This is a genomic window from Kribbella sp. NPDC051770 (assembly GCF_040681455.1).
GTDB lineage: Bacteria > Actinomycetota > Actinomycetes > Propionibacteriales > Kribbellaceae > Kribbella.
In genome coordinates, this window is record NZ_JBFAYT010000001.1 from 484,717 (window position 1) to 510,393 (window position 25,677).

A 25,677-nucleotide genomic window follows, 5' to 3' on the forward strand; every position below is an offset into this window, starting at 1 on the left:
AACGGTTCGTTACAGGCTCGATGGGATCGGATGATACACAGATGACCGATGAGGTAACAGGGGTTACGGCAAAGAATCCGGCGATCGCGGAGCTGCGGATGCGAATTCGTGATCATTGGGACGAGTTCACCCCCGCCGCGCAGGCGGTCTGCCGGTCACTGTCGGAGATCTCGCCGGAGCGGCTGCTGTACCTGTCGGCCGCCGATCTGGGTGTCGAGAGCCGGACCAGCAACGCGACCGTGATCCGGACGCTGCAGGCGCTCGGCTACAAGGGCCTGGCCGAGCTGAAGGACAAGGTGGCGTCCCCGTTCGGCAGCGCGCAGCGCGAGCAGCGGCTGCGCGACCGGATCACCTCCACCGGCGGCGACCCCAAGCACGTCTGGGACAAGGTCATCACCGAGGCTGTCGAGCGGATCGAGTTCCTCAACGAAGGCTTCCCGCTGGACGCGTACGCCGAAGCGGTCCGCCTGCTGCTCGACGCGCGCGAGATCGTCTCGTACGGCTTCGGCGCGAACTACGTCGCCGCCGAACACCTCACCCTCAAACTGCGCCGCCTCGGCCGCCCGGCCCGCGCCATCACCACCTCAGGCTTCCGCCTCGCCGACGACCTGCTCGCCATCCAGCACGGCGACGTCGTCGTCGTGATCGCCCCCGGCCGCCTGATCCTGGACGCCGAAGCCGTCATCGCGCGGTCTCGTGCGGTCGGCGCCCACATCATCCTGCTCAGCGAGCAGAAGGTCGCCGAGCGCCTGGCCGGCGACGTGACGGTCGCTATGCACGTCCCGAACACGGTCACCGGGATCACCGCGGAGGTTCTGACGTCGATCGTCGTCACGGATGCGCTCGCGCAGGCGGTGGCGGCTGCTGACACCGAGCACACGTTGGAGTCGGCGCACACGCTGGCGACGATCCGTCAGCAACTCGGCTTCTGACCTGGCAAGGAGCTACCGCATCCAGCCGTGCATCAGTTGCCGCGCCTGACGTTCCATCCGGCGGCAGAGTGGCCAGCCGACACAGCACGCCCGGGACGCAGCGCCGGCTCCCGTGGAGCAAGGAGCTACCGCATCCAGCCGTGCACCAGTTGCCGCGCCTGACGTTCCATCCGGCGGCAGAGTGGTCGGCAGGCACAGTACGCCCCGACGTACCGGCCAACGACCAACCCGGTCGAGCGCTCTCGCTAGCGCGTGTGCGTCGGTAACATCCCATCCATGATCTTCATCACCGCGAAGTTCCGTGTCCTGCCCGACGACGCCGACAACTGGCCGGCCATCACCGCCGACTTCACCGCCGCCACCCGCAACGAACCAGGCTGCCTGTGGTTCGACTGGTCGCGCTCGGTCGACGATCCCACCGAGTACGTCCTCGTCGAGGCCTTCGCCGACGACGACGCCGCCACCGCCCACGTCACCTCGGACCACTTCAAGACCGCTCAGACGTCCCTCCCGCCCCACCTCGTCGAGACCCCGCGCATCGTCAACTTCAAACTCGACCAGAACGAGTGGTCCGAGCTGGGCGAGCTAGCCGTCAACCGGTAACTCCCGCACCGATTCCACCAGCCGCTCCATCCCCGCGACGATGGACGGCTGGGCCTGGATGAACTCGGTGGGCCCGAAGCTGTACGCCTGGAGCTGACCAGGCACCTTGCGGGCCCTTGAGACCTTCGCCATTTCCGCGACGAAGGCATCCACCAGCGGCTCTACCGTTGGCGTCCCCTTCATCGACTGCGGGTCCACCCCGAACGTCACATCACGCGTCGTGTTCCAGCCGAGTCCGTGGAACACCCACCCGATCGACAGCGGTTCGACCCGGTCGGGTGTCTTGATCCGGATCGAGACACCTCGTGTCCCCCACGACATCGCCAGCCCGAGCGCTTTGACCGTCGAGAAGAGATCTGCCAGCGCATCGCGGTACACGTCGTCGGTAGCCGCCGCCAAGAAGTCCGTCTCGTTCATCCGCCCGGTCGCGCCGAGCGGCCGCGTGACCGCCGTACCGGCGACGACCTGCGCCGAGTACGCCGACAGTTGGTTGCCGGCCAGCTTGATCACCTGCACCAGGTAGTACCGCCCGAACCGAGCCGTCGAGTTCAGGTAGTCCAGACTCTTGCTCATCGCCGCCGTGAACCGCTGCGCGGCGACGACGAACTTGAAGTCCCCGCTGAGCAGCACGTCGGCGAGCCGCGTCCGCAGGCTCTCGAGCTCCTCGTCCCCGAGCTTCCAGCCCGTCCGGCTGATCGCGTCGTCGAGCCCGTTGGCCGACTTGTATTCGGCCGTCGCGTGCTGGCTGGTCAGATACCGCTGGACGACGCCGCGGTCGAAGTCCTCCAGCGTCATCCCCCAAAGGTCGGAGCCGTAGTCGATCAGCTGGGCCAGCGCCGCGCGGAAGTCCGGGTTCTGCGGTCCGGTCTTGAACTCGACCAGCACGAGGTCGCCGGACTTCGCCAAGCAGAGCAGGTCGATCGCGCCGGACTGCAGGGTCGTCTCGCGGCCGAGCACCAGCAGGTCGCCGTCCAGTCCGAGGTCCTCGGCGGGGATCAGCTGTGGGTGCTGCTTCACGATCTCCTGCAACGAGTGTTCGCTCTCCGCCGGAGTCTCCACCAGGTCGAACGCTTTCCCGTCCAGGGTCGCCAGGACGCGCCGTGCCATCAGTTCTCGCAGGCGATGCCGTCGCCGTCCCGGTCGAGTTTGCGGGAGTAGCCGGGGTCGCCAACTCGGATCGGGGCGGCGCCGGCAGCGCGGACTTCGCTGCAGTTCTTGTAGTAGACGCTGGTGACCGGCTTCGTCGTCGTACGACGGGTCGTCGGTTTGGGCGTCGGCTTCTTCACCGTTGGCTTCTTGGTGACCTGCGGGAGCTTCGGCTTAGTCGTCGGCGGTGCCGAGAGCAGGCCGGCGGGACGCGTCGGCTGAGCGGTCGGCTTCGGTGCCGGCGTGGTGGTGCTGGGCGGCGGCGGAGTGGTCGCCGGCGGCGGTGCGGTGGTGACGGTCACGGTGACCGGCGCGGCGGCCGGCGTGGTTTCCGGGGCGGCGCAGGCCCCGGTGAGTGTCAGAGCGATGAGTCCGGTGCCGACTGCGAGCACGGCGCGGCCACGGTCCATGGATGGTCCCCCCAAATCCGCCCTCGGCCCCCCGGTGGCGGTTCGTCGTCGCCCGGCCGGAACCAGCCGGGCGCGTCATGCCTACCACCTGCCCGTCACTGTGCGCGACGGTTGACCGGGTTGGAACGTGAAAGCTTGTCGCTTTCGTTACTCGGGAACGACGATCGTGTTCTGAGCAGCCGCTATGCGCCAGGTGTTGTCGTCCTTGGCGAGGACGTAGACGGGGGTGCCTCGGTCGAGGTGGCCGTTGCGGTGGACGTAGGTCTGGTTGACGTTGAGGACGGCGATGTCGGGGCGGACGAACAGGAGGTGGTCCGGTTCGTACGTCGCGTAGGTTTCGGTGGTGGCGCCGGGGAGGACCTGGCGGGTGAAGGCGTCGATGGTGGGGCGGCCGTAGAGGCGTTTGCCGTGGCCGGTGACCCAGAGGGCGTCCTCGCGGAAGATCTCGAGGAAGGCGTCGGGGTCCTCGGTGCGCTGGGCGTGGTCGACGGTGGTCAGCAGGGCGAGGATCTGGTCGACGTCGTCCTGGCTCGGGATCGTGCCGGTGATGTCCATGGGGACGATCCTCGGAGTTGAAGTGTGGTTGAGGTCAACTGCGGAAGTGCTTGACCAGTTGGGCGATGTCCTCGTCGGAGGCTTCGGAGTACGACGTGAGGCGGTCGTGAACCGCTCGGGCGATGGGGAGATCGCCGGCGCGGGCTGCCAGGTCGACGTCCTTCGCGGCGAGTTTGACCTGGTAGAAGGCGTTTTCGGCTGCGGCTCGGGTTGCGAGGCCGGCCAGGGGTGAGGTGGAGAGGGACTGCTTGACCAGGTCCTCGGGGAGGCCGTAGGCGTCGGCGAGCTGGTACGCCTCTGCTACCAGGGCGACGCCGTTGACGATCGCGTTGATCATCACGATCTTCAGGGCTGCTCCGGTACCGACCGCGCCGGTACGGCGTACGGTGCCGAAGAGTTCGAGGAGCGGCATGACCTTGTCGGCGTCGCCGCCCACCAGGAGGTTGAGCTCGCCGGCGGCGGCTTTGTCGACGCTGCCCATCACGGGGGCGTCGACCAGGGTGATGCCGGCGGGGAGCAGGGCGGCGATCTCATGGACGGCTTCCGGGCCGATGGTCGACGCGTCGATCAGTACGGCGCCGGGCTTCAGCTCGCCCGCGATTGCGCCGACGACCTCGCGGACGGCCGCGGGGTCGGACAGCATCGTGATCACCACGTCGGCATCGCTGACCGCCTGGCCCGGCGTACCGGCGACGTCGGCGAAGCCGTCGGACTTGCCGGCGGAGCGGTTCCACACCGTCAGCGGGTAGCCGGCCGCGGCCACGCGGCGGGCCATCGGTGCGCCCATCGAGCCGAGACCGAGGAACGCGATCTTGCTGTTCTTGTCCATGCGACCAACCTAGGCACGTGGCGGACGCCGTACCAGCACCTCTTGTATTAGTCAGAGACTCGTACCATCCTTGAAGCGAGCTTCAAGGGGGAATCCATGGGCACGACGGAGCAGGTCCTCGCGGTGGTCATCGGCGTCATCCTGGTCGCCGTCTGCGTTCTCGAGCTGTTCTTCTACAACCATCCGCGACTGCGTTTCATGTTCCTGATCGAGCCCGAGGACGAGGCCGCGGTCCGGCTGTGGCGGATCAGTATCGCGTTCTTCAACCTCACGACGGCGGTCGCGCTCTTCGTCGGTGCCTACCTGCTCGACACGAGCCATCCCGACGCCGGTAAGGCGCTGATCGTCTTCACCGCCGCGCAGCACATCTTCCTGGCCGGCGTCATGCTCGTCACGCAGCCGAAGCTCTGGCTCAACTCGGTGATGGAGGCGACGCCGAACATCATCCTGCTCGCGTTCGCGCTGACCTGACGCGCCGGTCGTCCCCTGATCGACCGGCGCGCACCGATGGTTCAGCGGCGCCGGCCCCACTTGGACGACGAGCCGACGCCGGCCAGGTGCAGCGCGATGCAGAGCAGGCCGGCCATCAGCAACGTCTGCGGCGTGAACGCGTCGCTGACACTGGCGTTGGCCCAGTCCAGAATCAGGGCAAGACCGAAGATCACAGCGGCGATGATCGCGAACATCTGGTGCTCCTTAACGGATGAACAGCGGGCGGAAGGTCGCTCATCTAACTCCCCGGCTGGTACCCGCACAAGGCTTCGCTGACACGGTGCCGCCAACGAAGCGAAAGTTCGGTTGAACTTCCTGTTTTTACCCGAGTGGCGGTGCGGTGATCATCGGCGGACGGCGAGGGTGAAGTCGTCCTCATCAGTCGCGATGTGGGCGATGGTGAAGCCTGCTTCGGTGCACAGGTCTTGGATCGAGGCCTCGGTGTGCCAGTGGATGATCCAGTCGCGGGTGGCCGACTCGGGTGGGGCGTCGGGAGCGTGGCGTTCGTAGCGGACCTTGGTGGTTCGGGTGCGGGTGGGCTCGTCGTAGGTTTCCGAGAGGGGCGTGTAGGTGAGCGTCGCGCCGTCTGCGTCGACTGCTTCGAGGGTTACGCCGAGGTCCGCCTCAGGCGTGGGGGCGGGGATCCAGAAGGGGATCAGGGCCCGGCCGTCCGGGGTCAGGTGATCGCGGATTCCACGTAATGCTTGGAGGGCGGTGGCGTCGTCCGGGAGCAGGGTGAACGTCGGGCCGGCGAGGTAGATCGCTCGGTAGGGGTGTGGGAGGTCGAGGTCCTGCATGCGTTGGTGGTGGAGGGTGACCTCCAGGCCGAGGGCGGTGGCGTTGGCTTGGCAGCGACGCAGCATGTCGGCGGAGGAGTCGAGGCCGTCGACCTCGAGGCCGGCTTGGCGGAGCGCGAGCAGCGGTTCGCCGTCGCCGCAGCCGATTTCGAGGGCCGGTTCGCCGGTCGTCGCGACGAAGTCGGCGTACGGGGTGGGGTCGAAGGTCGACGACTTCAGTTTGGCGTAGGCGTCGACGACGATTCCGGTGTAGAAGTCTGCGGTGTCCATTGATTCGGGAGCTTAGACACTCAGAGGGCTGCCCTCGTACGGACGGATGCCGCGGTGGCCGGTGGGGTGCCGAGGGAGTCGACGGGGAGGTCTCGGGCCGGGCGGGTGGTGAGCGTGGCGCGGTCGATGCGGTCGAGGCGGAACCAGCGGATGGCGTTGCGGTCCTGGCAGTGGGCGACCAGGTACCAGTGGGCTTCGGTGTACGCGAGGAACTGTGGGTCGACGCGGCGGGTGGAGAGTTCGTCGTTGCGGTTGCGGTAGTGCAGCGAGAGGACCTTGCGTTCCTGGAGGGCGCGTTCGATCGCCTTGCGGTGGCGTGGAGCCGTCGGCTCGGTGTGGTCGATCCAGATGCGTTCGGTGAGGGTGTCGACCTGGTGGCGGGCCTGCGGATCCATCACCGCGAGGACTTTGACGAGCGCGGCGCGGGCCTGCTGGTCGAAGGGCTGACCGTGGTGGGCGGCGATCGCGGCGGCGAGGGCCGCGGCTTCGGGGGCGGTGAAGTTGACCGGCGGCAACGTCGCGGACGGGTCGACGACGTACCCGCCGATCCGGCCGGTCCGCGCCCAGATCGGGAAGCCCGCCTGCTGCAGGGCCGAGATGTCGCGCTTGACGGTGCGGACGCTGATCTCGAACGTCGTCGCGAGCTGCTCGGCGGTGCGGCCGCGCGGGCCCGCGCGGCGGAGCTCCTCGCGGATCGCGTACAGGCGGTCGGTGCGATTCATCCCTAAACGGTGCCATAAGGGTGACATCGACACCAGACAGAATCGGGGCATGACACAGGGACCGATTCTGTTGGTGAGTGGCGCCGGACTGGCGAGCTGGATCTGGGACGACGTTCGCAAGGAGCTCGACCGGCCGACGGTGGTCGCGGAGCGGCCGCAGCACGAGGGCGCGACACTGAGGCAGTACGCCGAAGCGGCGCTGGCGTCCGCGCCGTGGGAGCGGTTCGCGGTGGTCGCGCACTCCAGCGGCGGCGCTGTCGCGGCGGAGATGATGGCGGTCGCGCCGGAACGCGTGAGCGCGCTGCTCGCGGTGTCGGCGGTGGTGCCGAAGGCGGGCGGGAGCTTCGTCTCGTCGATGCCGTTCCCGCAGCGCGCGGTGCTGGGTGTGGCGATGCGGCTCGCGGGGACGCGGCCGCCGGACAGCGCGATCCGGCGCGGCGTCGCCGGCCGGGTCGACGAGAAGACCGCCGATCGGATCGTCGCCGACTTCACGGCCGAGTCGTTGAACCTGTACCGCGACAAGCCCCGAAACACAGGCTTTCCGGCGCATCGCGGCTACCTCACGACGAAGCAGGACGCCGAGCTTCCGGTGGGACTGCAGCACCGGTTCGCGGCCAACCTCGGTACGGCGTGGAACGAGTCCCTCGAGACCGGACACCTGCCGATGCTCGAAGCACCGGAAGCCCTCGCCCGTCAGATCGAGCGGTTCCTGACCACGTGAGCGCAACCGGCCCGGACAGTGCGCGATCCGGGCCGGCCGGGCATCAGCTCTCCTTGCGCTCCGGGTAGACGCGGCGGATCTCGTGCGGCCAGCCGCAGGCCGCGGCGATCTTGGCGCCCCAGTACTTCGCCGCTTCGTCGTCGGCGACGTCGACGATCGCGAAACCGCCGAGGAACTCCTTGCTCTCGACGTACGGGCCATCGGTGATCAGGACCTCTTCACCCTGGGTCGGGTCCGCGCTCCAGCTCTGGCTGCGTTCCTCGAGCCCACCGGCGAAGACGTAGACGCCGGCCGCCTTCATCTCCTCGACCGCCGCGGTCGAGAACTCGCTGCGCGCGGCGAACCACTCCTCCGGGTGATCGCCCACCCACTGCTGGTTGAAGTAGAGGAGGTACTGGGCCATGACAGCTCCTTCGGCTCGGGCGGACCCGCGTCCGCCTCCACCTACGCTACGAACAACCCGCGCCGAATCCGACAGACCTCACCGCAGAAGCAAAACGAAGGCCCGGACCGAGTTGGTCCGGGCCTTCCGAAGTAGCGGGGGCAGGATTTGAACCTGCGACCTCTGGGTTATGAGCCCAGCGAGCTACCGAGCTGCTCCACCCCGCGCCGCTTCAAAGCTCCGCCAGTCTAGGCGACGGCCGGTACGCAACCAAATCCGGTCCGGTCACACCGGCTGCGGCTAGCTTTTTAGGTAAGGGTTACCTAATATTTCGACCCATGACCACGACTCCCCTGCGACGGCGCGGCGCGGCCCTGACCGCCGCGATCCTGAGCGCCGCGCTCGTCCTCACGGCCTGTGGCGGCGGCGACGACACTGCCGACGGCAAGACCGGTGACACCGTCGCCGCGACCCGGACCGTCAAGGCCGGCAACGGCGACATCACGATCCCCACCGAGCCGAAGCGGGTCGTCACGATCGGCAACACCGATCTGCCGTTCATCGACATGGGCGGTGAGCCGGTGGGCGTCACCGGGGTGGCCGACTCCGAGCTCGGCCTGCTGCCGGAGGAGCAGCAGGCGACGTTCAAGAAGGCCACGAACCTCGGCGACGAGGTCGACCTGGAGAAGGTCGCGGCGCTGAAGCCGGACCTGATCCTGGTCCAGATCCCCGACGCCGAGTTCAAGAAGATGGAGAAGCAGCTGACGACGGTCGCGCCGACCGTCTTCTGGGGCCTCGACACCGAGTGGAAGGCGCTGGCCGAGGGCCTCGCCGAGGCCGGCAACGTGAAGGACGCGCTGACCAAGCAGAAGGGCGACTTCGAGGCGAAGATCGCCAAGATGAAGGAGACCTACGCCGGTCTCATCTCGAGCACCAAGTTCGTCAACCTCGACCGCTACTCGAACTCCGACCCCGGCACGTACGTCGTCGCCGACATCGGCTGCGTCGAGATCGCCCAGGACGACATCGGCCTGAACTTCCCGAAGGCGCCGGCCGGCAAGGACCCGCTGGCCTACGAGGCCCTGCCGTTCGAGCAGCTGTCGAAGCTGTCGCAGTACGACGTGATCACCTACCCGGCCGACGCCCAGGGCCAGCCGACCGAGGTCTTCGCGCCGGTGGTCGCCACCAACACCTGGAAGGCGCTGCCGATCGTGACGTCCGGCAAGGCGCTCGGCGTCTTCTGCCCGGGCAACAACTCGTACGGCTCCGTCCTGCGCTACCTCGACTCGCTCGACAGCGCACTGGGGACCCTCCCCGACGCCAAGAAGTGACCACTCTCTCCCTGCGACGATCCGACGATCCGGGCACCGTCACGGTGTCCGGATCGCGGCGTCGGCTGATCGGTCTGCTCGTCGCGCTCCTGGTGCTGCTGGTCCTGCTGGTGGCGAGCGTGCTGATCGGGTCGACGGCCATCTCACCCGCCGTGGTGTGGAAGGCCCTGTTCCACCCGTCACCGGACATCGACCAGTTCGCGATCCGGGACTTCCGGCTGCCGCGGACCGTCGTCGGCCTGGTCGTCGGTACGGCGCTCGGCGTCTCCGGCGCGCTGATCCAGGCGCTGACCCGCAACCCGCTGGCCGATCCCGGCATCCTCGGCGTGAACGCCGGCGCCTCCTTCGCGGTGACGGTCGCGGTCGGGCTGCTCGGCGTCCGCGACATCCAGAGCTACATGTGGTTCGCCTTCGGCGGCGCGCTGATCGTCACCCTGATGGTGCTCGCGCTCGGCTCGACCCGGCGCGGCCAGTCGCCGGTGATGATGGTGCTCGCCGGGGTCTGCGTCGGCGCGGTGCTCGGTGGTGCCGGTTCGGCCCTCGAACTGACCAACCCCGACGCCTTCGACGCGATGCGGTCCTGGAACGCCGGCTCGATCGTGAGCCGCCCGCTCGACCTGCTCTGGCCGATCCTCCCGTTCTTCGCGATCGCGCTCGTCCTGGCCTTCGTCATCTCGGGCCCACTCAACGCGATGGCCCTCGGGGACGACTTGGCTGTCGCGCAGGGCGTCCGCCTGGTCCGTACCCGGATCCTCGCGATCATCGCGCTGACCCTGCTCGCCGGCGGCGCGACCGCGATCGCCGGGCCGATCGGCTTCGTCGGCCTGATGGTCCCGCACGTCGCGCGCTGGATCGTCGGCCCGGACCAGCGCTGGATCTTCGCCTACAGCGTGCTGCTGGCCCCGAGTCTGCTGCTGGCCTCCGACATCCTCGGCCGGGTCGTGATGCGGCCCGGCGAGATCCCCGTCGGCATCGTCACCGCGTTCGTCGGCGCCCCCGTGCTGATCGCGCTGGTGCGGCAGAAGAAGGCGAGCGGGCTGTGAGCAGACTCCATCCGTACGCCGCACCGACGCGCCGCGTCGACTTCGGGCGCCGGCTGCTGGTGCTGCGGCGCCGGCGGTTCGCCGTACGGCTCGATTGGCGCTCGGTCGTGATCTGCTCGGTCCTCGCCTTGGCAGTCGTCTGTACGGCGGTGCTCGCGCTGATGACCGGCTCGTACCAGCTCAGCCCGGGACAGGTCGTCTCCGCGCTGACCGGTCAGACGACCGGGCTGGTCCGCGACATCGTGGTCGAGTGGCGGCTCCCCCGCGTGGCCGCGGCGGTGGTGTTCGGCGCCGCGCTCGGGGTGAGCGGGGCGATCTTCCAGTCGACGCTGCGCAACCCGCTCGCCGACCCCGGCATCATCGGCTTCTCCCAGGGCTCCTACACCGGGGCCCTGATCGTGATCCTGCTCATCAACGGCACCTACTGGCAGTTGGTCGGCGGAGCCCTGATCGGCGGTATCGCCACCGCCATCGCCGTGTACCTGCTCGCCTACCGGCGCGGCGTCCAGGGGTTTCGGCTGATCATCGTCGGCATCGGCATCTCGGCGATGCTCGGCTCGACCAACACCTGGCTGATCCTCAAAGCCGACCTGGACCAGGCGATGGCCGCCGCGACCTGGGGTGCCGGGTCGCTGAACGGCGTCTCCTGGACGCAGGTCGCCATCGGCGGCGCCAGCATCGGCGTACTCCTGCTGCTGGCGGCGCTGTCGAGCCGACCGATGCGTCAGCTGGAGCTGGGGGACGACGCGGCCGCCGCCCAGGGAGTGCGGGTCTCGCCGACTCGGCTCGGGCTGATCGTGCTGGGAGTGGCGCTGACGGCGACGGTCACCGCCGCGTCGGGCCCGATCGCCTTCATCTCCCTGGTCGCACCGCAGATCGGGCGCCGGCTGACGCGCAGCGCGGGGATCACCCTCGCGCCCGCCGCGCTGGTCGGCGCCTTGCTCTGTCTGGCGGCGGACTTCCTCGCCCAGCACGTCGCTCCCACCCCGTTGCCGGTCGGCATCGTCACCGTCATCCTCGGCGGCGGCTACCTCGGCTGGCTGCTGATCACCGAAGCCAGGAGACGCCTGTGAGCACCCAAACCACCACCGGCGACGGCCTGACGGCAGCGGGAGACGCACCGGTGTCCAGTCCACGACTCCACGTGGAGTCCGCGACCATCGGCTACGACAAGCGGGTCATCTCCCGCGAGCTGTCGGTCGCGATCCCCGACCAGTCGTTCACCGTGATCGTGGGTCCGAACGCGTGCGGCAAGTCCACTCTGCTCCGCGGGCTGTCCCGGCTGCTGAAACCGTCGGCCGGGCAGGTCGTTCTCGACGGCGCCGACATCAACTCCTTCAAGACCAAGGAGGTGGCGAAGCGGGTCGGGTTGCTGCCGCAGAGCTCGATCGCGCCCGACGGCATCACCGTGGCCGACCTGGTGGCCCGCGGCCGCTACCCCCATCAGGGGTTCGTCCGGCAGTGGACCGAGGCCGACGAGCAGGCCGTACTGCGGGCGATGGACCAGACCTCGGTCACCGACCTGTCCGGCCGGCTGGTGGACGAGTTGTCGGGTGGTCAGCGGCAGCGGGTGTGGGTGGCGATGGCGCTGGCGCAGCACACCGACATCATGCTGCTCGACGAGCCGACCACGTTCCTCGACATCACCCATCAGATCGAGCTGATGGAGCTGTTCACCGACCTGCACCACGTCGGCCACACCCTGGTCGCCGTACTGCACGACCTCAACCACGCCGCCCGCTACGCCACCCACCTGATCGCGATGAAGGACGGCCGGGTCGTCGCCGAGGGCCCGCCGGCCGAGATCGTGACCGCCGAGCTGGTGCACGAGGTCTTCGGCCTGCGCTGCCTCGTCGTGCCCGACCCGGTCGCCGGTACGCCGTCCGTCGCGCCGCTGGGCCGCGACCGAAGTGGGAGCTGAGCGCATGGAGCTGACCGCGAGCCAGCGCGGCAACTGGGTGGCACGCAACCTCGCACCCGAGTCCTCGGTCTTCAGCGCCGGCCAGCTGATCTGGCTCGACAGCTCCATCGACCCCGCCGCACTCGCGTCCGCAGTGAGTACGGCGTTCGAAGAAACCGACGCCCTCCGCGTCCGCTTCGGCGAGGACGACGGCATCCCGTTCCAGTACGTCGACCCGACCACCACGCTGCCGACGACGATCGTGGACGCCGGCCACGGCGACGAGCAGATCCGGGCCCTGGCCCGCGAGCACCTCAAAGGCACCCCGGAACCGGCAACGACCTCGACGTTGGTCCGCCGCGAGAACGGCGGCTGGGCCTGGATCCTGGTCACCAACATCCTGCTCGTCGACGGCTACAGCATCTCCCTGTTCATCCGCCGCGTCACCGAGATCTACCAAGCCGACGGCCCGGTCCCCGAGCGCTGGTTCGGCAGCCTGAAACCCGTCGCAGACCTCGGCTCCGACGAAGACGTCACGTACTGGAACGGCGTCCTCGGGATCGACACCGCCGGCCACTCCGAAGACCTCTCCGCCGTCTTCGTCTCCTCGACTCGACCGGTGGTCGTCCCGACCTCCGACGACACCTACGCGAGGGTTCAGCAGTTCGCTCGCACTGCTCGGGTCTCCTGGACCGATGCCCTGATCTCCTTCTGGGGCGTCTACACCGCGCTGGCCGAGGACCGCGAGTACGTCGCGGTCCGGGTCCCGCTGATGCTGCGCGACGATCGCGAAGCGCTGAAGACCCCGGGTGCGATCTCGCGAGCGATCCCACTGGTCACCGAGATCAGCCCGTACGACACCTTCGGGCAGGTCCTCGGGGTCGTCGCCGAGCAGCTGAAGACCTCCCGGCGTCACACCGCGGTCGAGGATCACCAGATCGCCCGTGCCTGGCCGGCTGGTCAAGCGTCGTACCTCGGACTCCCGACGATCAACATCCGGCTCTTCGAGTCGCCGGCCGGTCTGGGCGAGTCCGAGACGATCAGCACCGGGCCGGTCGGATCGCTCGACCTCGCGGTCTACCGCACCCCGGACACCGGGATCCGGCTCGAGCTCTCCGCGGGCTCCGCCGAACGCGATCCCCACCAGCACGCCGAGCAGTTCGGCCGGTTCCTCGACACCGTGCTCGACGGACCGCTCGATCAGACTCTCTACGAACTCGTACCGAGTGCCGAGGCCCCGGAGTCGCGCGGCGAGCCGCTCGACGCTCCCGACGCGACGCTCGACGAGTTGCTGCGCCGCCGGACCGCCGCGAGCCCGGACGCGATCGCGATCGTTGCCGACAGCATCGAACTCACGTACGCCGAGTTCGATGCACGCGTCAACGCGCTCGCCCACGTCCTCGTCGACCAAGGCGTCCAGGTCGGCGACCGGGTCGCGATCACCATGGACCGCTCGGTGGACCTCGTCGTGGCCCTCGCGGCGGTGCTGCGGGCCGGCGCGGCGTACGTGCCGATCGATCCGGGCTATCCCGCGGAGCGCATCAAGCACATTCTCGATGTGGCCGCGCCCAGCCTCACCATCACCGCCGAGCTACTCGCTGAGCAACGGCACGAGCAGACCGCCCCGGTACTGTCCAGGCCGCTCAACGCACTCGACGCCGCCGTCGTCATCTTCACCTCAGGAACCACCGGGAAGCCCAAGGGCGTCACCCTCACCCACCGCGCACTCGTGAACCGCCTCGCCTGGGGTCAGCAAGCTCTGAACTACACACCGGACAGCGTGGCACTCTCGAAGAGCGGTATCGGCTTCGTCGACGCAGTGACCGAGCTGTTCGGCCCGCTCATCGCCGGCACCCGAGTGGTCGTCGTACCGGCCGAAACCGCGCAAGACCCAGCCGCCCTGCTCAAAACCATCGCCCGCCACAAGGTCACGCACCTGCTGACCGTCCCCAGCCTCGCCGACGTTCTGATCCGCCACGACACCACGGCGCTGGCCACCGTCCAGCACTGGATCTCCTCCGGTGAAGCACTCACCGCGGGCGTCGCGAACACCATGCAGACCGCCGCACCCCAAGCAACCCTCCACAACTTCTACGGCTCCAGCGAAGTCACCGGCGACGGCACCGCGGCCATCGGCAACACGACGATCGGTACGCCGGTCGCGAACACCACCGCCCAGGTCCTCGATCCGTGGTTGCGTCCGGTGTCGGTCGGAGCAGCGGGTGAGCTCTACCTCGGTGGCGTACAACTCGCGGACGGATATCTCCACCGCCCGGGCCTGACTGCCGATCGATTCGTTGCCTCCGACAACGGCACTCGGCTGTACCGCACCGGCGACCTGGTCCGCCGGAACGCCGAAGGACAGCTGGAGTATCTCGGCCGCAGCGACGACCAGGTGAAGATCCGCGGCCACCGCGTCGAACCGGGCGAGATCCGCGCGGTCCTCGAACAGCACCCGGCAGTATCCGGCGCGGCGGTCGTCGCGCTGGATCACCCGGCCGGCGGTCAGTACCTCGCCGCCTATGTCACGACGGCGGCCGAGGGGGTCGCCGACGCTGCACTGTTCGAGCATCTCGCCCAGTCGCTGCCGGACTACATGATGCCCACAGCCCTGGTGCGGCTGGACGAACTCCCCACCACACCGAACGGGAAGCTCGACCGCCACGCACTCCCCCAACCGGACCTCGCCGCAACCGCGGGCGACGGCCGGGCGCCCGAGACCGCCACCGAGACCGCCCTCGCCGGCATCTTCCGCGACGTCCTCCACCTCGACACCGACCCCGGCGTCGACAACGACTTCTTCCGCCTCGGCGGGCACTCGCTGCTCGCCACCCGGGTCGTCGCCCGCGCCAACGCGCAGCTCGGCACCGCACTGACGCTGCGCGACGTCTTCGACCACCCCACCATCAGCCAACTCGCCCAAGCCACCACAACCGCCACAGCCCTCCGGCCACGGATCGGCGATCTACACCGCCCGGCCGTCCTCCCCGTCTCCTACGGACAGCAGTCCCTCTGGCTGATCGATCAGCTCGGTGGGCCAGGCGGCCGGTACGTCGTGCCGGTGGTGCTGCGTCTGCACGGCGAGCTGGATCCCGGCGTGCTGAGCACAGCGGTCCGGGACGTGGTCGCTCGTCACGAGGCACTGCGCACGCTCCTGGTCGAGGACGACGGCACGCTCCGTCAGGTCGTCGTACCGGCGAACGAAGCGGCCGACCGGGTCTCGCTGCTGGTCGAGGACGCCACGGACGTGGACGCCCGCGTGAGCGCGGTGATCCAGGCCGGGTTCGATCTCGCGGTCGACCTCCCGATCCGGGTCGCGCTGTTCCGCACCGGCGACGACGAGACGGTGCTCGTCGTCGCCGTACACCACCACGCCGTGGACGAGTGGTCGTTCCCGTCACTGCTCGGCGACTTGTCGACCGCCTACACAGCACGGGCCGCGGGGCAGGAGCCGACCTGGACACCCCTGCGGGCCCAGTACGCCGACTACGCGCTCTGGCAGCGCGAGGTCCTGGGTACGGCGTCGGACCCGACGTCGTTGCTCTCCCAGCACCTGACCTACTGGCGTGAGGTCCTCGCGGACGCCCCCGAAGAGTCCACGATCACGCTGGACCGGGCCCGGCCGGTGGCACCGACCCATCGCGGCGCGGATCTCCGCTTCACCGTCGATCCGTCGGTCGCGACCGGTCTGCGGCAGGTCGCCGACGCGCAGGGCGTGAGCATGTTCATGACCCTCCAGGCCGCGACCGCGCTGACCGTCTCGATGCTGGGCGCCGGAACGGACGTGGTGATCGGTTCACCGGTCGGCGGGCGTACCGAGGACGGGCTGGAGGACCTGGTCGGGTACTTCGTGAACACGCTGCCGATCCGCCACCGGCTGCACGCCGGGGACTCGATCGCCGACGTGCTGCAGCAGACCCGGCGTACGGTGCTCGACGGGTTCGAGCACCAGGCCGCGCCGTTCGAGGAGATCGCCCGGGCCCTGGGCACCGAGCAGTCCGTCGGCCGCAACCCGCTCTTCCAGATCATGCTCACCCACCGCGTCATCGAGGGCCGCGGCGGTCTGCAGATCGGGAACACCACGACGACCCGGGCTCCCGCGGCGGTCGGCGCGGTCAAGACCGATCTCGATCTCGACCTCTTCGACGCGCCGAACGAGCTGAGCGGGAAGCTCGCGTATGCGACCGATCTGTTCGACGGCGCCACGGCGGAGCGGTTCGTTGCCGTCTTCAACTCGGTGCTGGAGGCAATCGCCGCCGGTCCGGAGGCGCGGCTCGGCGATCTCGACCTGTTGGAATCACCAGAGATCGACTCCTGGTCGCGTGGCGAGGCGGTCGACGTTCCCACGACGACCCTCGACGAGCTGGTACGCCGCCAGGCCGCGGCGACCCCGGACGCGGTCGCCGTCGTCACCGACAACGGCACCGAGCTGACGTACGGCGCGTTCGATGCGCGGGTCAACGCGCTCGCCCACCGGCTCGTCGAGGAGGGCGTGCAGGTCGGCGACCGGGTCGCGGTCGCCCTCCCGCGCTCGGCCGACCTGGTGGTCGCGCTGGCCGGGGTGATCCGCGCCGGGGCGGCGTACGTACCGGTCGACCCCGACTACCCCACCGAACGCGTCAGGCACATCCTCGAGGACGCCGAACCGCGCGTGATGATCACCGATCGGCACGCCGATCACCCGGTGCCCAGCGTGGTCATCGACGACAGGGCCCACCTCGCCGACCCACCGCGGTTCTCGCGGCCGCTGCTGCCGACGGACGCGGCGTACGTGATCTTCACCTCCGGCACCACCGGCCGCCCCAAGGGCGTTCAGGTCACCCACGAAGCGATCGTCAACCGCCTGCACTGGATGCGCGACGACTACCAGATCGGCGCGCAGGACCGGGTGCTGCTGAAGACCCCGTTCACGTTCGACGTGTCGGTGTGGGAGTTCTTCCTCCCGCTCGTCACCGGTGCGACGGTCGTCGTGGCGCAGGACGGCGGACACAAGGATCCGCAGTACCTGCTCGAAGTGATCGATCGGCACGCGGTCACGATCACGCACTTCGTGCCGTCGATGCTGCAGGCCTTCCTCACCTCGGCTCCGGAGCGGACGTCGGTGGCCTCGGTACGACGGGTCTTCTGCTCCGGCGAGGCGCTCCCCGTCTCCCCCGCGGCCGGCGCCCTGGCGTTGTTCGAGAACGCGGAGCTGCACAACCTGTACGGGCCGACCGAGGCCGCGGTGGACGTGACCGCGCACCAGGTGGTTCAAGCCGAGCTCGTCGATGCGGTCGGAGTGCCGATCGGTGCCCCGGTGGCGAACACGACGACGCGGGTTCTCGACACCTGGCTGCGTCCGGTGCCGGTCGGTGTGGCAGGTGAGCTCTACCTGGGCGGCGTGCAGCTCGCGGACGGCTACGTGGCTCGCGCTGCCTTGACCGCCGGCCGATTCGTTGCCGATGACAACGGCGCCCGGTTGTACCGCACCGGTGACGTGGTGCGCTGGAACGCCCAAGGACGGCTGGAGTACCTCGGCCGCAGCGACGACCAGGTGAAGATCCGCGGCAACCGGATCGAGCTCGGCGAGATCGGCGCCGTCCTCGAACAGCACCCGGCGGTCTCGGCTGCGGCGATCGCCGCTCTGGATCACCCCGCCGGCGGCAAGTACCTCGCGGCGTACGTCGTCACCGACGCCGACGACGCCGTACTGCGGGAGTACCTCGCCGAGTCGCTGCCGGACTACATGGTGCCCGCGGTCTTCGTGCACCTGGACCGGTTCCCGGTCACGGCCAACGGAAAGCTCGACCGCCGCGCGCTGCCGCAGCCGGAGCTGGGCGCAGGCGCGGCTGACGGCCGAGCGCCCGAGACCGACACCGAGATCGCCCTCGCCGGCGTCTTCCGCGACGTGCTGCAACTCGACCAGGACGTCGAGCTCGGCGTGGACAACGACTTCTTCCGCCTGGGTGGCGACAGCATCTCCGCGGCCCGGCTGGTGGCCTTCGCTCGTGAGCACGGTCTGACGTTCAAGCTGTCCGAGGTGTTCGTAGGACGGACGATCGGCGCCCTCGCCGCGCTGGTCGAGCCATCCGCCGCCGTCGCGACCGAGCCGGTCCTCGTCCCGACGTCAGCTGCGCTCGAGCGTCTGCGCGAGGCGGCCCCTGCCCCTGACGAGTACGTCTTCACCGAAGTCATCAGCTCGCCCGTGAACGAGTCGTCCTTCCGCTCACTCGTCGCCGGCACGGAGGCGCTTCGGTTGTCGGTCGACGCCGGCAACCGACGGCTCTGGTTCACCCACCTGCTGCCTGCAGTCGAGCCACAAACCGTGGAGCTGACCGGCGACGTCGACGCGCTCAGAGCGGCCGCCGTCGATCTCGTCGACCTCTCGACCGGCCGCCCGGCTGCCCTCGCCTACTCCCCGACGGAGGCAGTGCTCGCGGTGCACGCGGCGATCGTCGACCGAGCCTCGCTGCACCGGTTGGCGGAAGCCCTGGTGCAGGGAGAAACGTCGCGCACACCAGCGCTTGTCCCCGCGCTCGAAGCCATCGAAGCAGCCGGTGACGCGGTCGCCACCGACGGCCTCGATCGCTGGAAGGACCTGCTCGCCAAAGCGCAGACCGACGACGTACAAGTGTTTGCTGCTGGCAACATCTCCGGGTTCGACTGGGACAGCTGCCTCGCCGAGGATGTCGTCAGCAAAGCGGTCCGCAACGCGCTGCACAACGCAGGAATCAAGGTGGTCGACGAAGAGGTCTCGCTGACTTCTGACGGCACCGCAATCGGTCCGTTCACCGCCACCGTCGCTCTCGACGAGACCGAGCCGGCCAGAACCGCCGAGCTGGCGCTGCTCCGCTACCACAACAAGGCCGGACGCAGAGCCCTGCGGCGTACCCCCTCCCCCGCCGTGCTGGTCACACGGGTCTACGACAGCGGATCGCCGGCCCCGGAAGGCACCGAGCAGCTGTACCGCGCGGTGATCCGGTACCGGCTCGCACCGACCAGCACCACGATCACTTTCCTCGGCTTCACCGACCAGGTGGTCACCGACCTCCGCGAAGCCGTCGCAGACGAGTTCAAGGCCCATGAATGAGGAGTCGCCGTGCCGCGTCGTGCCCGCCCGTCCGCCGTCCACACCATCGTCCTGCGGGAGCTGGAGGTGGCGCGGGTCGTCGACATCACGCCCGGCCTGCGCCGGGTGACGGTGACCGGTGACCAGCTGGGAGCGTTCACCGCGAGCGACGGGACGGCCTTCCCCGCGTTCTCGGCCGACGGTTTCGACGACAGCGTCCGGCTGATCTTCCCGTACCCCGGCGAGACCGACCCGATCCTCCCGACCTACAAGGACGGCAAGTACAAGTGGCCGGCCGACCCGCCGTCGCTGTGGCGGGTCTACACCGTCCGCCGGTACGACGCACAGACCCGCGAGCTCGACATCGACTTCGTGAAGCACGGCGTCGGCGTCGCCACCACGTGGGCGTACCGGGCGAAACCCGGCGACCGCATCCACGTCGGTGGTCCGTCGGTCACCTACGGGCAGCCCGAGGGGTACGACTGGTTCCTCGTCGCCGGTGACGACACGGCGATCCCGGCGATCGACCGGTTGCTCGCGGAGCTGCCGGACGACGCCCAGGCCGAGGTCTTCATCGAGGTGGCCGAGGAGGCGCACCGGATCGAGTTCCCGGCCCGCCCCGGTGTCCAGGTGACCTGGATCGTGCGCAACGGGCAGGCGGCGGGCGCGGAACCCTTGCTGCTGCAGGCGGTCCGGGACGCCGGCCACCGCGAGGGCGCGATGTTCGCCTGGCTCGCCGGCGAGCAGTCCGTCGTACGGGACCTGCGGCGGTACCTCATCGAGGAGCGCGGGGTCGACAAGGCCGACATCGACTTCACCGGCTACTGGCGGCGCGCGGAGGTCGTCGCGCTGGACGAGGACCCCTCGCTGCCGGACCCGGAGCGCAACGACGAGGCCTTCGAGAAGTTCCACGAGATGTCCGAGCTGCTGCCCCCGCTGGCGATCCGGGCGGCCGCGAACCTCGGGATCGCCGACTGCATCAGCCGCGGCGTACGCACCCTGCCCGCACTCGCTCAGCACACCGGCGCGAAGGAACGCTCGCTGGCGAAGTTCCTGCGGTACCTCGAAGCGATCGAGCTCGTGCAACGCGTCGGCGACGAGTACAAGCTCACCGAGACCGGTGAGTACCTGACCACCGAGACCGTGCTCGATCACCTGCTCTCCACCGGCGTGGAGTCCCGGATGTCGCAGGCCTTCTTCGGCGTCGAAGCGGCGGTCCGCGACGACCAGCCGGTGCTGGAGTCGGTGACCGGTCAGGACTGGGACGCCCTCCGTGGCGACGCGACGTTCGAGCACAAGTACCTGGAGAACAAGTCCCGGTTCGTCCAGGTCCTGGCCGGGCCGCTCGCGAAGTCCCCCGCCCTGGCGGGCGTCGGCGAGGTGGTCGTGCACGCGACCGGCGCCGGCGTCCACGCCGACTTCCTCACCGCCGAGCATCCGGACGCGCGGGTGACCGTCGTGGCGCTGCCGACCGCGGCCAGGTGGTTCCGCGAGGATCTTCCGGTCAGCATCGCGGACGCGAGCCGACGGGACCGGATCCGGATCGTCGAGCAGTCGGTGTTCGAGAAGACCGAGCCGGCGGACGCCGTACTGGTCATCGAGACGCTCGGGCAGCACCGGGACGCTGAGGCGAGTCTGATTCTCCAGCGGGCCGCCGCGAGCCTGCGTCCTGGTGGCCGAGTGCTGCTAGTGGAGTCGACATTCGATCCCGACGAGCTGGACGAGCACGACGCCGAGCTCGACATCCTGCGGCTGACACTGCACGGCTCCGGCTACCGCACCGCGGACGAGCTCGAGGCGGTCATCGCCGACGCCGGGCTGCGGCTGATCGAGAAGTCGGTCGTGGGCTGGGGCAACACGCTGCGCGTGCTCGCGCCGTGAGCTGAGGTGCCGGCCGGGTCGTCCACGACGACCCGGGCGGACGCTCTACCGCAGGGTCAGGAAACGACCTCTTCGCCGTTCTGGAGCTTCTCCATGACCTCGACCCAGTGCTCCAGCCGCGAGTCCTCGGCCAGCGTGATGAAGTCGATCCGCTCGACTCCGGCGGTCCGCCAGCGCTCCACCAGGTCCATCAGCCGGACCGAGTCCATCCCCTGGTCGCGCAGGCTCAGCTCGTGATCGATCTCGGCCGGCTCGACGTACAGGACGTCGGCGATGTCGGCGATCATCTGCTCGCTGGACAGTCTCATCAGAACTCCTCGTTCGTTGTCACGGTGGCGATCAGCACTTCCTCGCCGCTGTAGGGACGCAGGCCGTCGGACCGGCCCGCGAAGTAGCGATCGGCCAGGCCGGTCGCGGAGATGTGCTCGACCTCGGCGAAACCGGCCTGGCGGGTCAGTTCGACGGCCTGGCCGGGGGTGTAGAAGCTGATGAACGGCGTACCGGAACGCCGGGCGCCCTCCCGGGAGGCCCGGCGGATCGCCACGTCCTCGGGCCGGAGATCCTCGAGCGGGAGGAAGAACGTCAGGATCAGCGAGGAACCGGCCGGCAGACTCGCGACCCGCTTCAGGGTCGCGGTCGTGGCCTCTTCGGTCAGGTACATGGTGACGCCCAGCCAGGAGACCACCGCGGGACGCGAGGGATCGAAGCCGGCCTCCTGCAGCCGCTCCCACCAGTCGTCGTTGGCCTCGAAGTCGACCGGGACCAGCCGCAACCGGTCCGGGAGGTCCTGGCCGAGCTCGATCAGCCGGTTCCGCTTCCAGCTCTGCGTCTCCGGCTGGTCGATCTCGAAGACGGTCATCGTCGTCTCGGGATGACGCTGCGCGTAGGTATCCAGACCGGCGCCGAGGATCACGTACTGGTCGACGCCGCGGCTCGCCGCCTCCGCGACCAGGTCCTCGGTCAGCCGGGCCCGCCCGACGATCGTGGCGCGCTTGCCCCGGGAGTCGGCCGGGACCATGTCCCCACGCTCGCGCCAGCCGTCGTCGTCCTGCGCCAGCCGGGCGCCGAGCACGTCGTCGAGGACGTGCGGCGCCTCGTCGACCTGCGTGTGCAGGGCGCGCCACAACGCGGTCCGCACCGCCGTGTTGTCCGGTGTGCCGACAACGTTTCCCGTCATGACCGAGTCCTTCCTGAAGGGTTGTTCGTGCTCTGTCCGGCCTCCCACGCGCTCCAGAGGCCGCCGTACACACCGCCTGCCGCGACCAGCTCGTCGTGGGTTCCGGTCTCGATGATCCGGCCGTGCTCCATGACGACGATCCGGTCGCAGGTCGCGGCCTGGGAGAGGCGATGTGCGATCACCAACCCGGTGCGGCCGCGCAGTACTGCGTCGGCTGCACGGTCCAGCAACCCTGCGTGGGTGGAGCCTGCCTCGGCGGTCGCTTCGTCGAGGATCGCCAGTTCCGGGTCGGCGAGCAGGAGCCGCGCGAGGGCGACCTGTTGGGCCTGCGCGTCGGTCAGCAGCTGGCCGCCGGTGCCGATCGTCGTGTCGAGACCGTCCGGCAGCAGGTCGATCAGACCGGCTGCTCCAGTGGCGTCCAGCGCCGCGTGGATGTCGTGATCGGTGGCGCCGGGCGCGGCGAGCGTGAGGTTGTCCCGCAGCGTTCCGGCGAAGACGTGTGTCTCCTGGGTGATCAGCGTCGTACGGCCGGGCTGGGCCACCGTCCCGGCGTCGGGCAGATGGATGCCGGCGATGACAGCCGCGAGCGTCGTCTTGCCGGCTCCCGAGGCACCGACCACAGCGACGCGCTGACCGGCGGGGACGTCGAGACTGAGGTTGTCGAACAGGCGCGGGCCGTCGCCGTACCGGAAGCCGATGTCCTGCAGCCGTACGGCGACGCCCGGGTCCGCGGTCACCGCCGGCTCGTCCGCTTCCTCCGGGATGGTGGCGACGCCGACCATGCGGTTGAGCGACGCCAGCGCCGACTGGAGATCGTCGACGACGAACACGAGCTCGTTGACCGGTCCGAGCAGCCGCAGGACAAGCAGCATCGCAGCGGTGGCCGCGCCGACGGTCGAGGCGTCCGCGTCGATCAGGACGAAGCCGACGACGAGCACGGTGACCAGGCTCAGACACTCGCCGAGGTTCAGCCGCAGACTCAGCATCACCTGGACGGCGCGCGCCCGAAGCGTCCAGATCGCGACGCCCCAGGACGCGGCCATCACGGTCTGGTGCCGCTGCTCGGCGAGGCCGAGCCCGAGCACGGTCGCGTAGCCGCGCTGGGATTCGAGGATCTGCTGCGCCCGCGCGCTCATCGCCGCGCGCTCGGCGCCGTACACGCGCGGGCCGATCCGGAGGTACCAGCGCATCACGAGGAAGTAGACGGGCAGGACGACGGCGAACGCGACGGCGTACGGCCACTCCAGCGCTGCCAGGCCGCCCAGCGACACGACGATCGTGAACGCGGTGACGGTGAGCGCGGGGATCACCGCGGGGGCGGCGTCGGCGACGGCGGTGACGTCGTCGCTGGTCCGGGAGATCAGGTCTCCGGTCCCGGCGCGTTCGACGAGGTGCTGCGGGAGCGTCATCGCGCGGGCGACGAGTTGTTCGCGCAGCGCGGCGAGGATGGTGTGGTAGACGCGGGTGGCCAGCACGATCGTCACCGCCGTACCGGCCGCGCCGAGCACTGCCGAGAGGATCATGACGGCCGCGACGATGAGGACGGTGCCGACGTCGGCGGTGCCTGCCCGGACCCGGTCGACGAGGAACCCGATGATCAGCGGCGGGATCACGTTGACGCCGGTGCTGACGATCCCGAGCGCGCCGACGGTGGCGAGCCGGAGCCGGTGCCCGTGGCTGAGTCGCCATACCTCCTTGGCCGTGTCCCTGCCGCTGGCGACCGGCAGCGCGTCCGCGGTCACCGCGCTGTCCCTGCGGGCACCGGTGCGTCCACGAGCAGGTCGACGACGCGGTCGCAGCTGCTCAGCAACGCGGGCGACGAGGTGATCAGCAGCGTCGACCGGCCCGATCGCAGCTCGCGCAGGCGCTCCGCGATCGTGTGCTCGGTGACCGAGTCGACCGCCGTGGTCGGGTCGTGCAGGACGAGCACCGGTACGTCGCTCGCCAGGGCGCGGGCCAGCGCGAGTCGCTGGAGCTGGCCGCCGGAGAACCGGTTGCCGTCCTCGCCGACCGGGAGGTCGAGGTCGGCGGCGAAGTCGTCACAGGCCGCGGCACGCACGGCGGCGGTCAGTAGCTCGGGGGTGGCCGCGGTGGCGGTGAGGTTGTCGCGGATCGTGCCGCCGAACAGGACGACGCGGTGCGGTGTGAAGGTGACGCGGGAGCGGTACTCGTGGGCGGTCAGCTCGCGCGCGGCGATGCCGTCGAGGCGTACGGTCAGCTCGCCGGACTCGCGCGGATCGAGCAGCGCCTCCGCGAGGCGGGCGGCGGTCAGGTCGTCGGTGCGCACGCCCACGAGCTCGCCGGGCTGCACCCGGATTGTCATGCTGTCTGCCGAAATCTCCAGCACTGGCAGCTGCGAAACCTCCGGCTGGGTCGGGTCTTCAGGCTCAGGCTCCACCGCGACGCCGGTCTGTACCGCGTCGAGGATCCGGGCGGCCGAGGCACGAGACCCGGCGAGGTTCGGGATGGAGTCGTTCGCGATCGACTGGATCTGCGGCAACAGAGCCTGCGCGAGCCCGACAGCGGCGATCAGCTCGCCAACGCTCAACTGCCCGTCCACGGCGAACCAACCCGCCAACCCCATCACCGCGGCAACGAAGACCCCGGTGACCACACCGGACCCCATCAGAAATCTCCCCAGCAACCCCGCATTGCGCTTGGCCCCGACCAGCGTCTCCTGACTCGCCTGCCGGTACCTCCTGGTCGCCTCGGTCTCGGCCCGGATCCCCTTCACCACCCGATACCCCGCCACGACATCCGTCGCCATTCCGACGGTCGTGGCCAGCAACCCCTGGTACTCGCGCGTGTCCCGCGACAGCCGCTCACTGAGCACGCCCATCAACCACACAGCGACCGGCGCCCCCACCAGCACGGCGAGCCCGAGCAGCCAGTGCGTCGTCACCAGGGACACCGCGATGAACCCGATGGTCGTGATCCGCGCGACCGGCATGATCACGAGCTGCACCCCGTTGGACATCCGGGCGACGTCGTTGGTCATCACCGAGACGACCCCGCCGTCCGGCGCGTGGGCGCCGCCACCGACCGGATGCAGTACGCCGGTCGAGAGCGTGCTCCGGAGGCGGTGCTGCAGCAGCTGGATCGCGTACGCCGTCAGCTGGGTCGCGATCTTCGCCGCCCCGGTCAGCGCGACGTACAAGCCCACCAGGACGCCGATCCACAGCACCAACTGGCCGGCGTCACCGGTGGCCAGCGCCCGGTCGATCGCGATCCCCATCACCACCGGGACGGCCGCCTCGCCGACCTGCCACACGACCGCTGCCAGCGCTGCCGGAACGGTGATCCGCCGTACGGACAGGATCACGCGGACCAGGAACCGGCCGGCCGTGGTCCCCGCGGCGGCCTCGAACGGCTGCACCACGGGCGGTTCGGTGGGGGCCTGGAAAAGCACCGGCAACCAGCGGGTCAGAGGTCCCCGCC

At 69.6% G+C, this 25,677-nt stretch carries 22 protein-coding genes and 1 tRNA gene; 10 read left to right on the forward strand and 13 right to left on the reverse strand.

The window, feature by feature from the left end; translation table 11 throughout:
• The first annotated feature begins 98 nt into the window (after window positions 1–98).
• Both AB0M01_RS02325 and AB0M01_RS02330 read left to right on the forward strand, forming a co-directional pair.
• Window positions 99–932 (forward strand): MurR/RpiR family transcriptional regulator, encoded by an 834-nt coding sequence (locus tag AB0M01_RS02325; protein ID WP_363665048.1) that lies wholly within the window; start codon window positions 99–101, stop codon window positions 930–932.
• Between the two features lie 276 nt (window positions 933–1,208).
• Complete coding sequence (locus AB0M01_RS02330) at window positions 1,209–1,535, forward strand: putative quinol monooxygenase (RefSeq protein ID WP_363665049.1); 327 nt, start codon at window positions 1,209–1,211, stop codon at window positions 1,533–1,535.
• Here AB0M01_RS02330 and AB0M01_RS02335 read toward each other — a convergent pair.
• The 4 genes from AB0M01_RS02335 to AB0M01_RS02350 form a co-directional block, all read right to left on the reverse strand.
• A complete protein-coding gene (locus AB0M01_RS02335) occupies window positions 1,518–2,642 on the reverse strand; it encodes a hypothetical protein (protein WP_363665050.1) in 1,125 nt (374 codons plus the stop codon). The two genes, AB0M01_RS02330 and AB0M01_RS02335, sit on opposite strands and share 18 nt — an antisense overlap.
• A complete protein-coding gene (locus tag AB0M01_RS02340; RefSeq protein WP_363665051.1) occupies window positions 2,642–3,091 on the reverse strand; it encodes an excalibur calcium-binding domain-containing protein in 450 nt (149 codons plus the stop codon). Before AB0M01_RS02340 ends, AB0M01_RS02335 begins: the two co-directional genes overlap by 1 nt.
• Before the next feature lie 147 nt (window positions 3,092–3,238).
• Window positions 3,239–3,646: an SgcJ/EcaC family oxidoreductase gene (locus tag AB0M01_RS02345; RefSeq protein WP_363665052.1), complete on the reverse strand. Its 408-nt coding sequence runs from the start codon at window positions 3,644–3,646 to the stop codon at window positions 3,239–3,241.
• Between the two features lie 34 nt (window positions 3,647–3,680).
• A complete protein-coding gene (locus tag AB0M01_RS02350; RefSeq protein WP_363665053.1) occupies window positions 3,681–4,475 on the reverse strand; it encodes an NAD(P)-dependent oxidoreductase in 795 nt (264 codons plus the stop codon).
• Between the two features lie 96 nt (window positions 4,476–4,571).
• On the opposite strand from AB0M01_RS02350, the gene AB0M01_RS02355 reads away from it, so the two are divergent.
• Window positions 4,572–4,946 (forward strand): DUF1304 family protein, encoded by a 375-nt coding sequence (locus tag AB0M01_RS02355; RefSeq protein WP_363665054.1) that lies wholly within the window; start codon window positions 4,572–4,574, stop codon window positions 4,944–4,946.
• 41 nt (window positions 4,947–4,987) lie between these two features.
• Here the strand turns inward: AB0M01_RS02355 and AB0M01_RS02360 are convergent, their stop codons facing one another.
• The 3 genes from AB0M01_RS02360 to AB0M01_RS02370 form a co-directional block, all read right to left on the reverse strand.
• Window positions 4,988–5,161, reverse strand: a complete 174-nt coding sequence (locus AB0M01_RS02360) for a hypothetical protein (RefSeq protein WP_363665055.1) — start codon at window positions 5,159–5,161, stop codon at window positions 4,988–4,990.
• A gap of 150 nt (window positions 5,162–5,311) precedes the next feature.
• A complete protein-coding gene (locus AB0M01_RS02365; protein WP_363665056.1) occupies window positions 5,312–6,034 on the reverse strand; it encodes a methyltransferase domain-containing protein in 723 nt (240 codons plus the stop codon).
• Between the two features lie 20 nt (window positions 6,035–6,054).
• Window positions 6,055–6,756: a WYL domain-containing protein gene (locus tag AB0M01_RS02370; RefSeq protein ID WP_363665057.1), complete on the reverse strand. Its 702-nt coding sequence runs from the start codon at window positions 6,754–6,756 to the stop codon at window positions 6,055–6,057.
• A 49-nt stretch (window positions 6,757–6,805) separates the two neighbouring features.
• Here AB0M01_RS02370 and AB0M01_RS02375 point away from each other — a divergent pair, with 49 nt between their 5' ends.
• Window positions 6,806–7,477 carry an alpha/beta hydrolase gene (locus AB0M01_RS02375; RefSeq protein WP_363665058.1) on the forward strand — a complete coding sequence of 224 codons (672 nt, stop codon included), beginning with the start codon at window positions 6,806–6,808 and terminating at the stop codon, window positions 7,475–7,477.
• 43 nt (window positions 7,478–7,520) lie between these two features.
• Here the strand turns inward: AB0M01_RS02375 and AB0M01_RS02380 are convergent, their stop codons facing one another.
• Together AB0M01_RS02380 and AB0M01_RS02385 are read right to left on the reverse strand one after the other, a co-directional pair.
• Complete coding sequence (locus tag AB0M01_RS02380; protein ID WP_363665059.1) at window positions 7,521–7,880, reverse strand: YciI family protein; 360 nt, start codon at window positions 7,878–7,880, stop codon at window positions 7,521–7,523.
• A 132-nt stretch (window positions 7,881–8,012) separates the two neighbouring features.
• Window positions 8,013–8,086 (reverse strand) — tRNA-Met (locus AB0M01_RS02385).
• A gap of 111 nt (window positions 8,087–8,197) precedes the next feature.
• On the opposite strand from AB0M01_RS02385, the gene AB0M01_RS02390 reads away from it, so the two are divergent.
• From AB0M01_RS02390 to AB0M01_RS02415, 6 genes are all read left to right on the forward strand, one after another.
• Entirely contained in the window at window positions 8,198–9,190 is a 993-nt protein-coding gene (locus tag AB0M01_RS02390; RefSeq protein ID WP_363665060.1) for an ABC transporter substrate-binding protein, read from the forward strand.
• Window positions 9,187–10,233, forward strand: a complete 1,047-nt coding sequence (locus AB0M01_RS02395) for an iron chelate uptake ABC transporter family permease subunit (protein WP_363665061.1) — start codon at window positions 9,187–9,189, stop codon at window positions 10,231–10,233. Before AB0M01_RS02390 ends, AB0M01_RS02395 begins: the two co-directional genes overlap by 4 nt.
• Window positions 10,230–11,306 (forward strand): iron chelate uptake ABC transporter family permease subunit, encoded by a 1,077-nt coding sequence (locus tag AB0M01_RS02400; protein ID WP_363665062.1) that lies wholly within the window; start codon window positions 10,230–10,232, stop codon window positions 11,304–11,306. The genes AB0M01_RS02395 and AB0M01_RS02400 overlap by 4 nt, the downstream gene beginning before the upstream one ends.
• Before the next feature lie 71 nt (window positions 11,307–11,377).
• A complete protein-coding gene (locus AB0M01_RS02405) occupies window positions 11,378–12,154 on the forward strand; it encodes an ABC transporter ATP-binding protein (protein ID WP_363666190.1) in 777 nt (258 codons plus the stop codon).
• Between the two features lie 4 nt (window positions 12,155–12,158).
• Window positions 12,159–19,202 carry an amino acid adenylation domain-containing protein gene (locus AB0M01_RS02410; RefSeq protein ID WP_363665063.1) on the forward strand — a complete coding sequence of 2,348 codons (7,044 nt, stop codon included), beginning with the start codon at window positions 12,159–12,161 and terminating at the stop codon, window positions 19,200–19,202.
• A gap of 9 nt (window positions 19,203–19,211) precedes the next feature.
• The gene (locus tag AB0M01_RS02415) at window positions 19,212–21,062 is read left to right on the forward strand and encodes a siderophore-interacting protein (protein WP_363665064.1); all 1,851 of its coding nucleotides are present in this window, start codon (window positions 19,212–19,214) and stop codon (window positions 21,060–21,062) included.
• Window positions 21,063–21,118: 56 nt separating this feature from the next.
• Here AB0M01_RS02415 and AB0M01_RS02420 read toward each other — a convergent pair whose 3' ends face one another.
• The 4 genes from AB0M01_RS02420 to AB0M01_RS02435 are packed head-to-tail and all read right to left on the reverse strand — an operon-like array spanning window position 21,119 to window position 25,618.
• Complete coding sequence (locus AB0M01_RS02420) at window positions 21,119–21,370, reverse strand: phosphopantetheine-binding protein (protein ID WP_363665065.1); 252 nt, start codon at window positions 21,368–21,370, stop codon at window positions 21,119–21,121.
• On the reverse strand, window positions 21,370–22,239 hold the full coding sequence (locus AB0M01_RS02425) for a class I SAM-dependent methyltransferase (protein WP_363665066.1): 870 nt from the start codon (window positions 22,237–22,239) through the stop codon (window positions 21,370–21,372). The genes AB0M01_RS02420 and AB0M01_RS02425 overlap by 1 nt, the downstream gene beginning before the upstream one ends.
• Entirely contained in the window at window positions 22,236–23,981 is a 1,746-nt protein-coding gene (locus AB0M01_RS02430) for an ABC transporter ATP-binding protein (protein WP_363665067.1), read from the reverse strand. Before AB0M01_RS02430 ends, AB0M01_RS02425 begins: the two co-directional genes overlap by 4 nt.
• Window positions 23,978–25,618, reverse strand: a complete 1,641-nt coding sequence (locus tag AB0M01_RS02435) for an ABC transporter ATP-binding protein (RefSeq protein ID WP_363665068.1) — start codon at window positions 25,616–25,618, stop codon at window positions 23,978–23,980. The genes AB0M01_RS02430 and AB0M01_RS02435 overlap by 4 nt, the downstream gene beginning before the upstream one ends.
• Window positions 25,619–25,677 lie beyond the last annotated feature (59 nt).

What these genes read in the sequence shown, in the direction of transcription:
- AB0M01_RS02345 (WP_363665052.1), bottom strand. Translation starts at nt 3,646, where the DNA reads ATGGACATCACCGGCACGATCCCGAGCCAGGACGACGTCGACCAGATC.
- AB0M01_RS02410 (WP_363665063.1), top strand. Translation starts at nt 12,159, where the DNA reads ATGGAGCTGACCGCGAGCCAGCGCGGCAACTGGGTGGCACGCAACCTC.
- AB0M01_RS02370 (WP_363665057.1), bottom strand. Translation starts at nt 6,756, where the DNA reads ATGAATCGCACCGACCGCCTGTACGCGATCCGCGAGGAGCTCCGCCGC.
- AB0M01_RS02375 (WP_363665058.1), top strand. Translation starts at nt 6,806, where the DNA reads ATGACACAGGGACCGATTCTGTTGGTGAGTGGCGCCGGACTGGCGAGC.
- AB0M01_RS02330 (WP_363665049.1), top strand. Translation starts at nt 1,209, where the DNA reads ATGATCTTCATCACCGCGAAGTTCCGTGTCCTGCCCGACGACGCCGAC.
- AB0M01_RS02350 (WP_363665053.1), bottom strand. Translation starts at nt 4,475, where the DNA reads ATGGACAAGAACAGCAAGATCGCGTTCCTCGGTCTCGGCTCGATGGGC.
- AB0M01_RS02390 (WP_363665060.1), top strand. Translation starts at nt 8,198, where the DNA reads ATGACCACGACTCCCCTGCGACGGCGCGGCGCGGCCCTGACCGCCGCG.
- AB0M01_RS02365 (WP_363665056.1), bottom strand. Translation starts at nt 6,034, where the DNA reads ATGGACACCGCAGACTTCTACACCGGAATCGTCGTCGACGCCTACGCC.
- AB0M01_RS02425 (WP_363665066.1), bottom strand. Translation starts at nt 22,239, where the DNA reads ATGACGGGAAACGTTGTCGGCACACCGGACAACACGGCGGTGCGGACC.
- AB0M01_RS02420 (WP_363665065.1), bottom strand. Translation starts at nt 21,370, where the DNA reads ATGAGACTGTCCAGCGAGCAGATGATCGCCGACATCGCCGACGTCCTG.
- AB0M01_RS02340 (WP_363665051.1), bottom strand. Translation starts at nt 3,091, where the DNA reads ATGGACCGTGGCCGCGCCGTGCTCGCAGTCGGCACCGGACTCATCGCT.
- AB0M01_RS02380 (WP_363665059.1), bottom strand. Translation starts at nt 7,880, where the DNA reads ATGGCCCAGTACCTCCTCTACTTCAACCAGCAGTGGGTGGGCGATCAC.
- AB0M01_RS02325 (WP_363665048.1), top strand. Translation starts at nt 99, where the DNA reads ATGCGAATTCGTGATCATTGGGACGAGTTCACCCCCGCCGCGCAGGCG.
- AB0M01_RS02355 (WP_363665054.1), top strand. Translation starts at nt 4,572, where the DNA reads ATGGGCACGACGGAGCAGGTCCTCGCGGTGGTCATCGGCGTCATCCTG.
- AB0M01_RS02360 (WP_363665055.1), bottom strand. Translation starts at nt 5,161, where the DNA reads ATGTTCGCGATCATCGCCGCTGTGATCTTCGGTCTTGCCCTGATTCTG.
- AB0M01_RS02335 (WP_363665050.1), bottom strand. Translation starts at nt 2,642, where the DNA reads ATGGCACGGCGCGTCCTGGCGACCCTGGACGGGAAAGCGTTCGACCTG.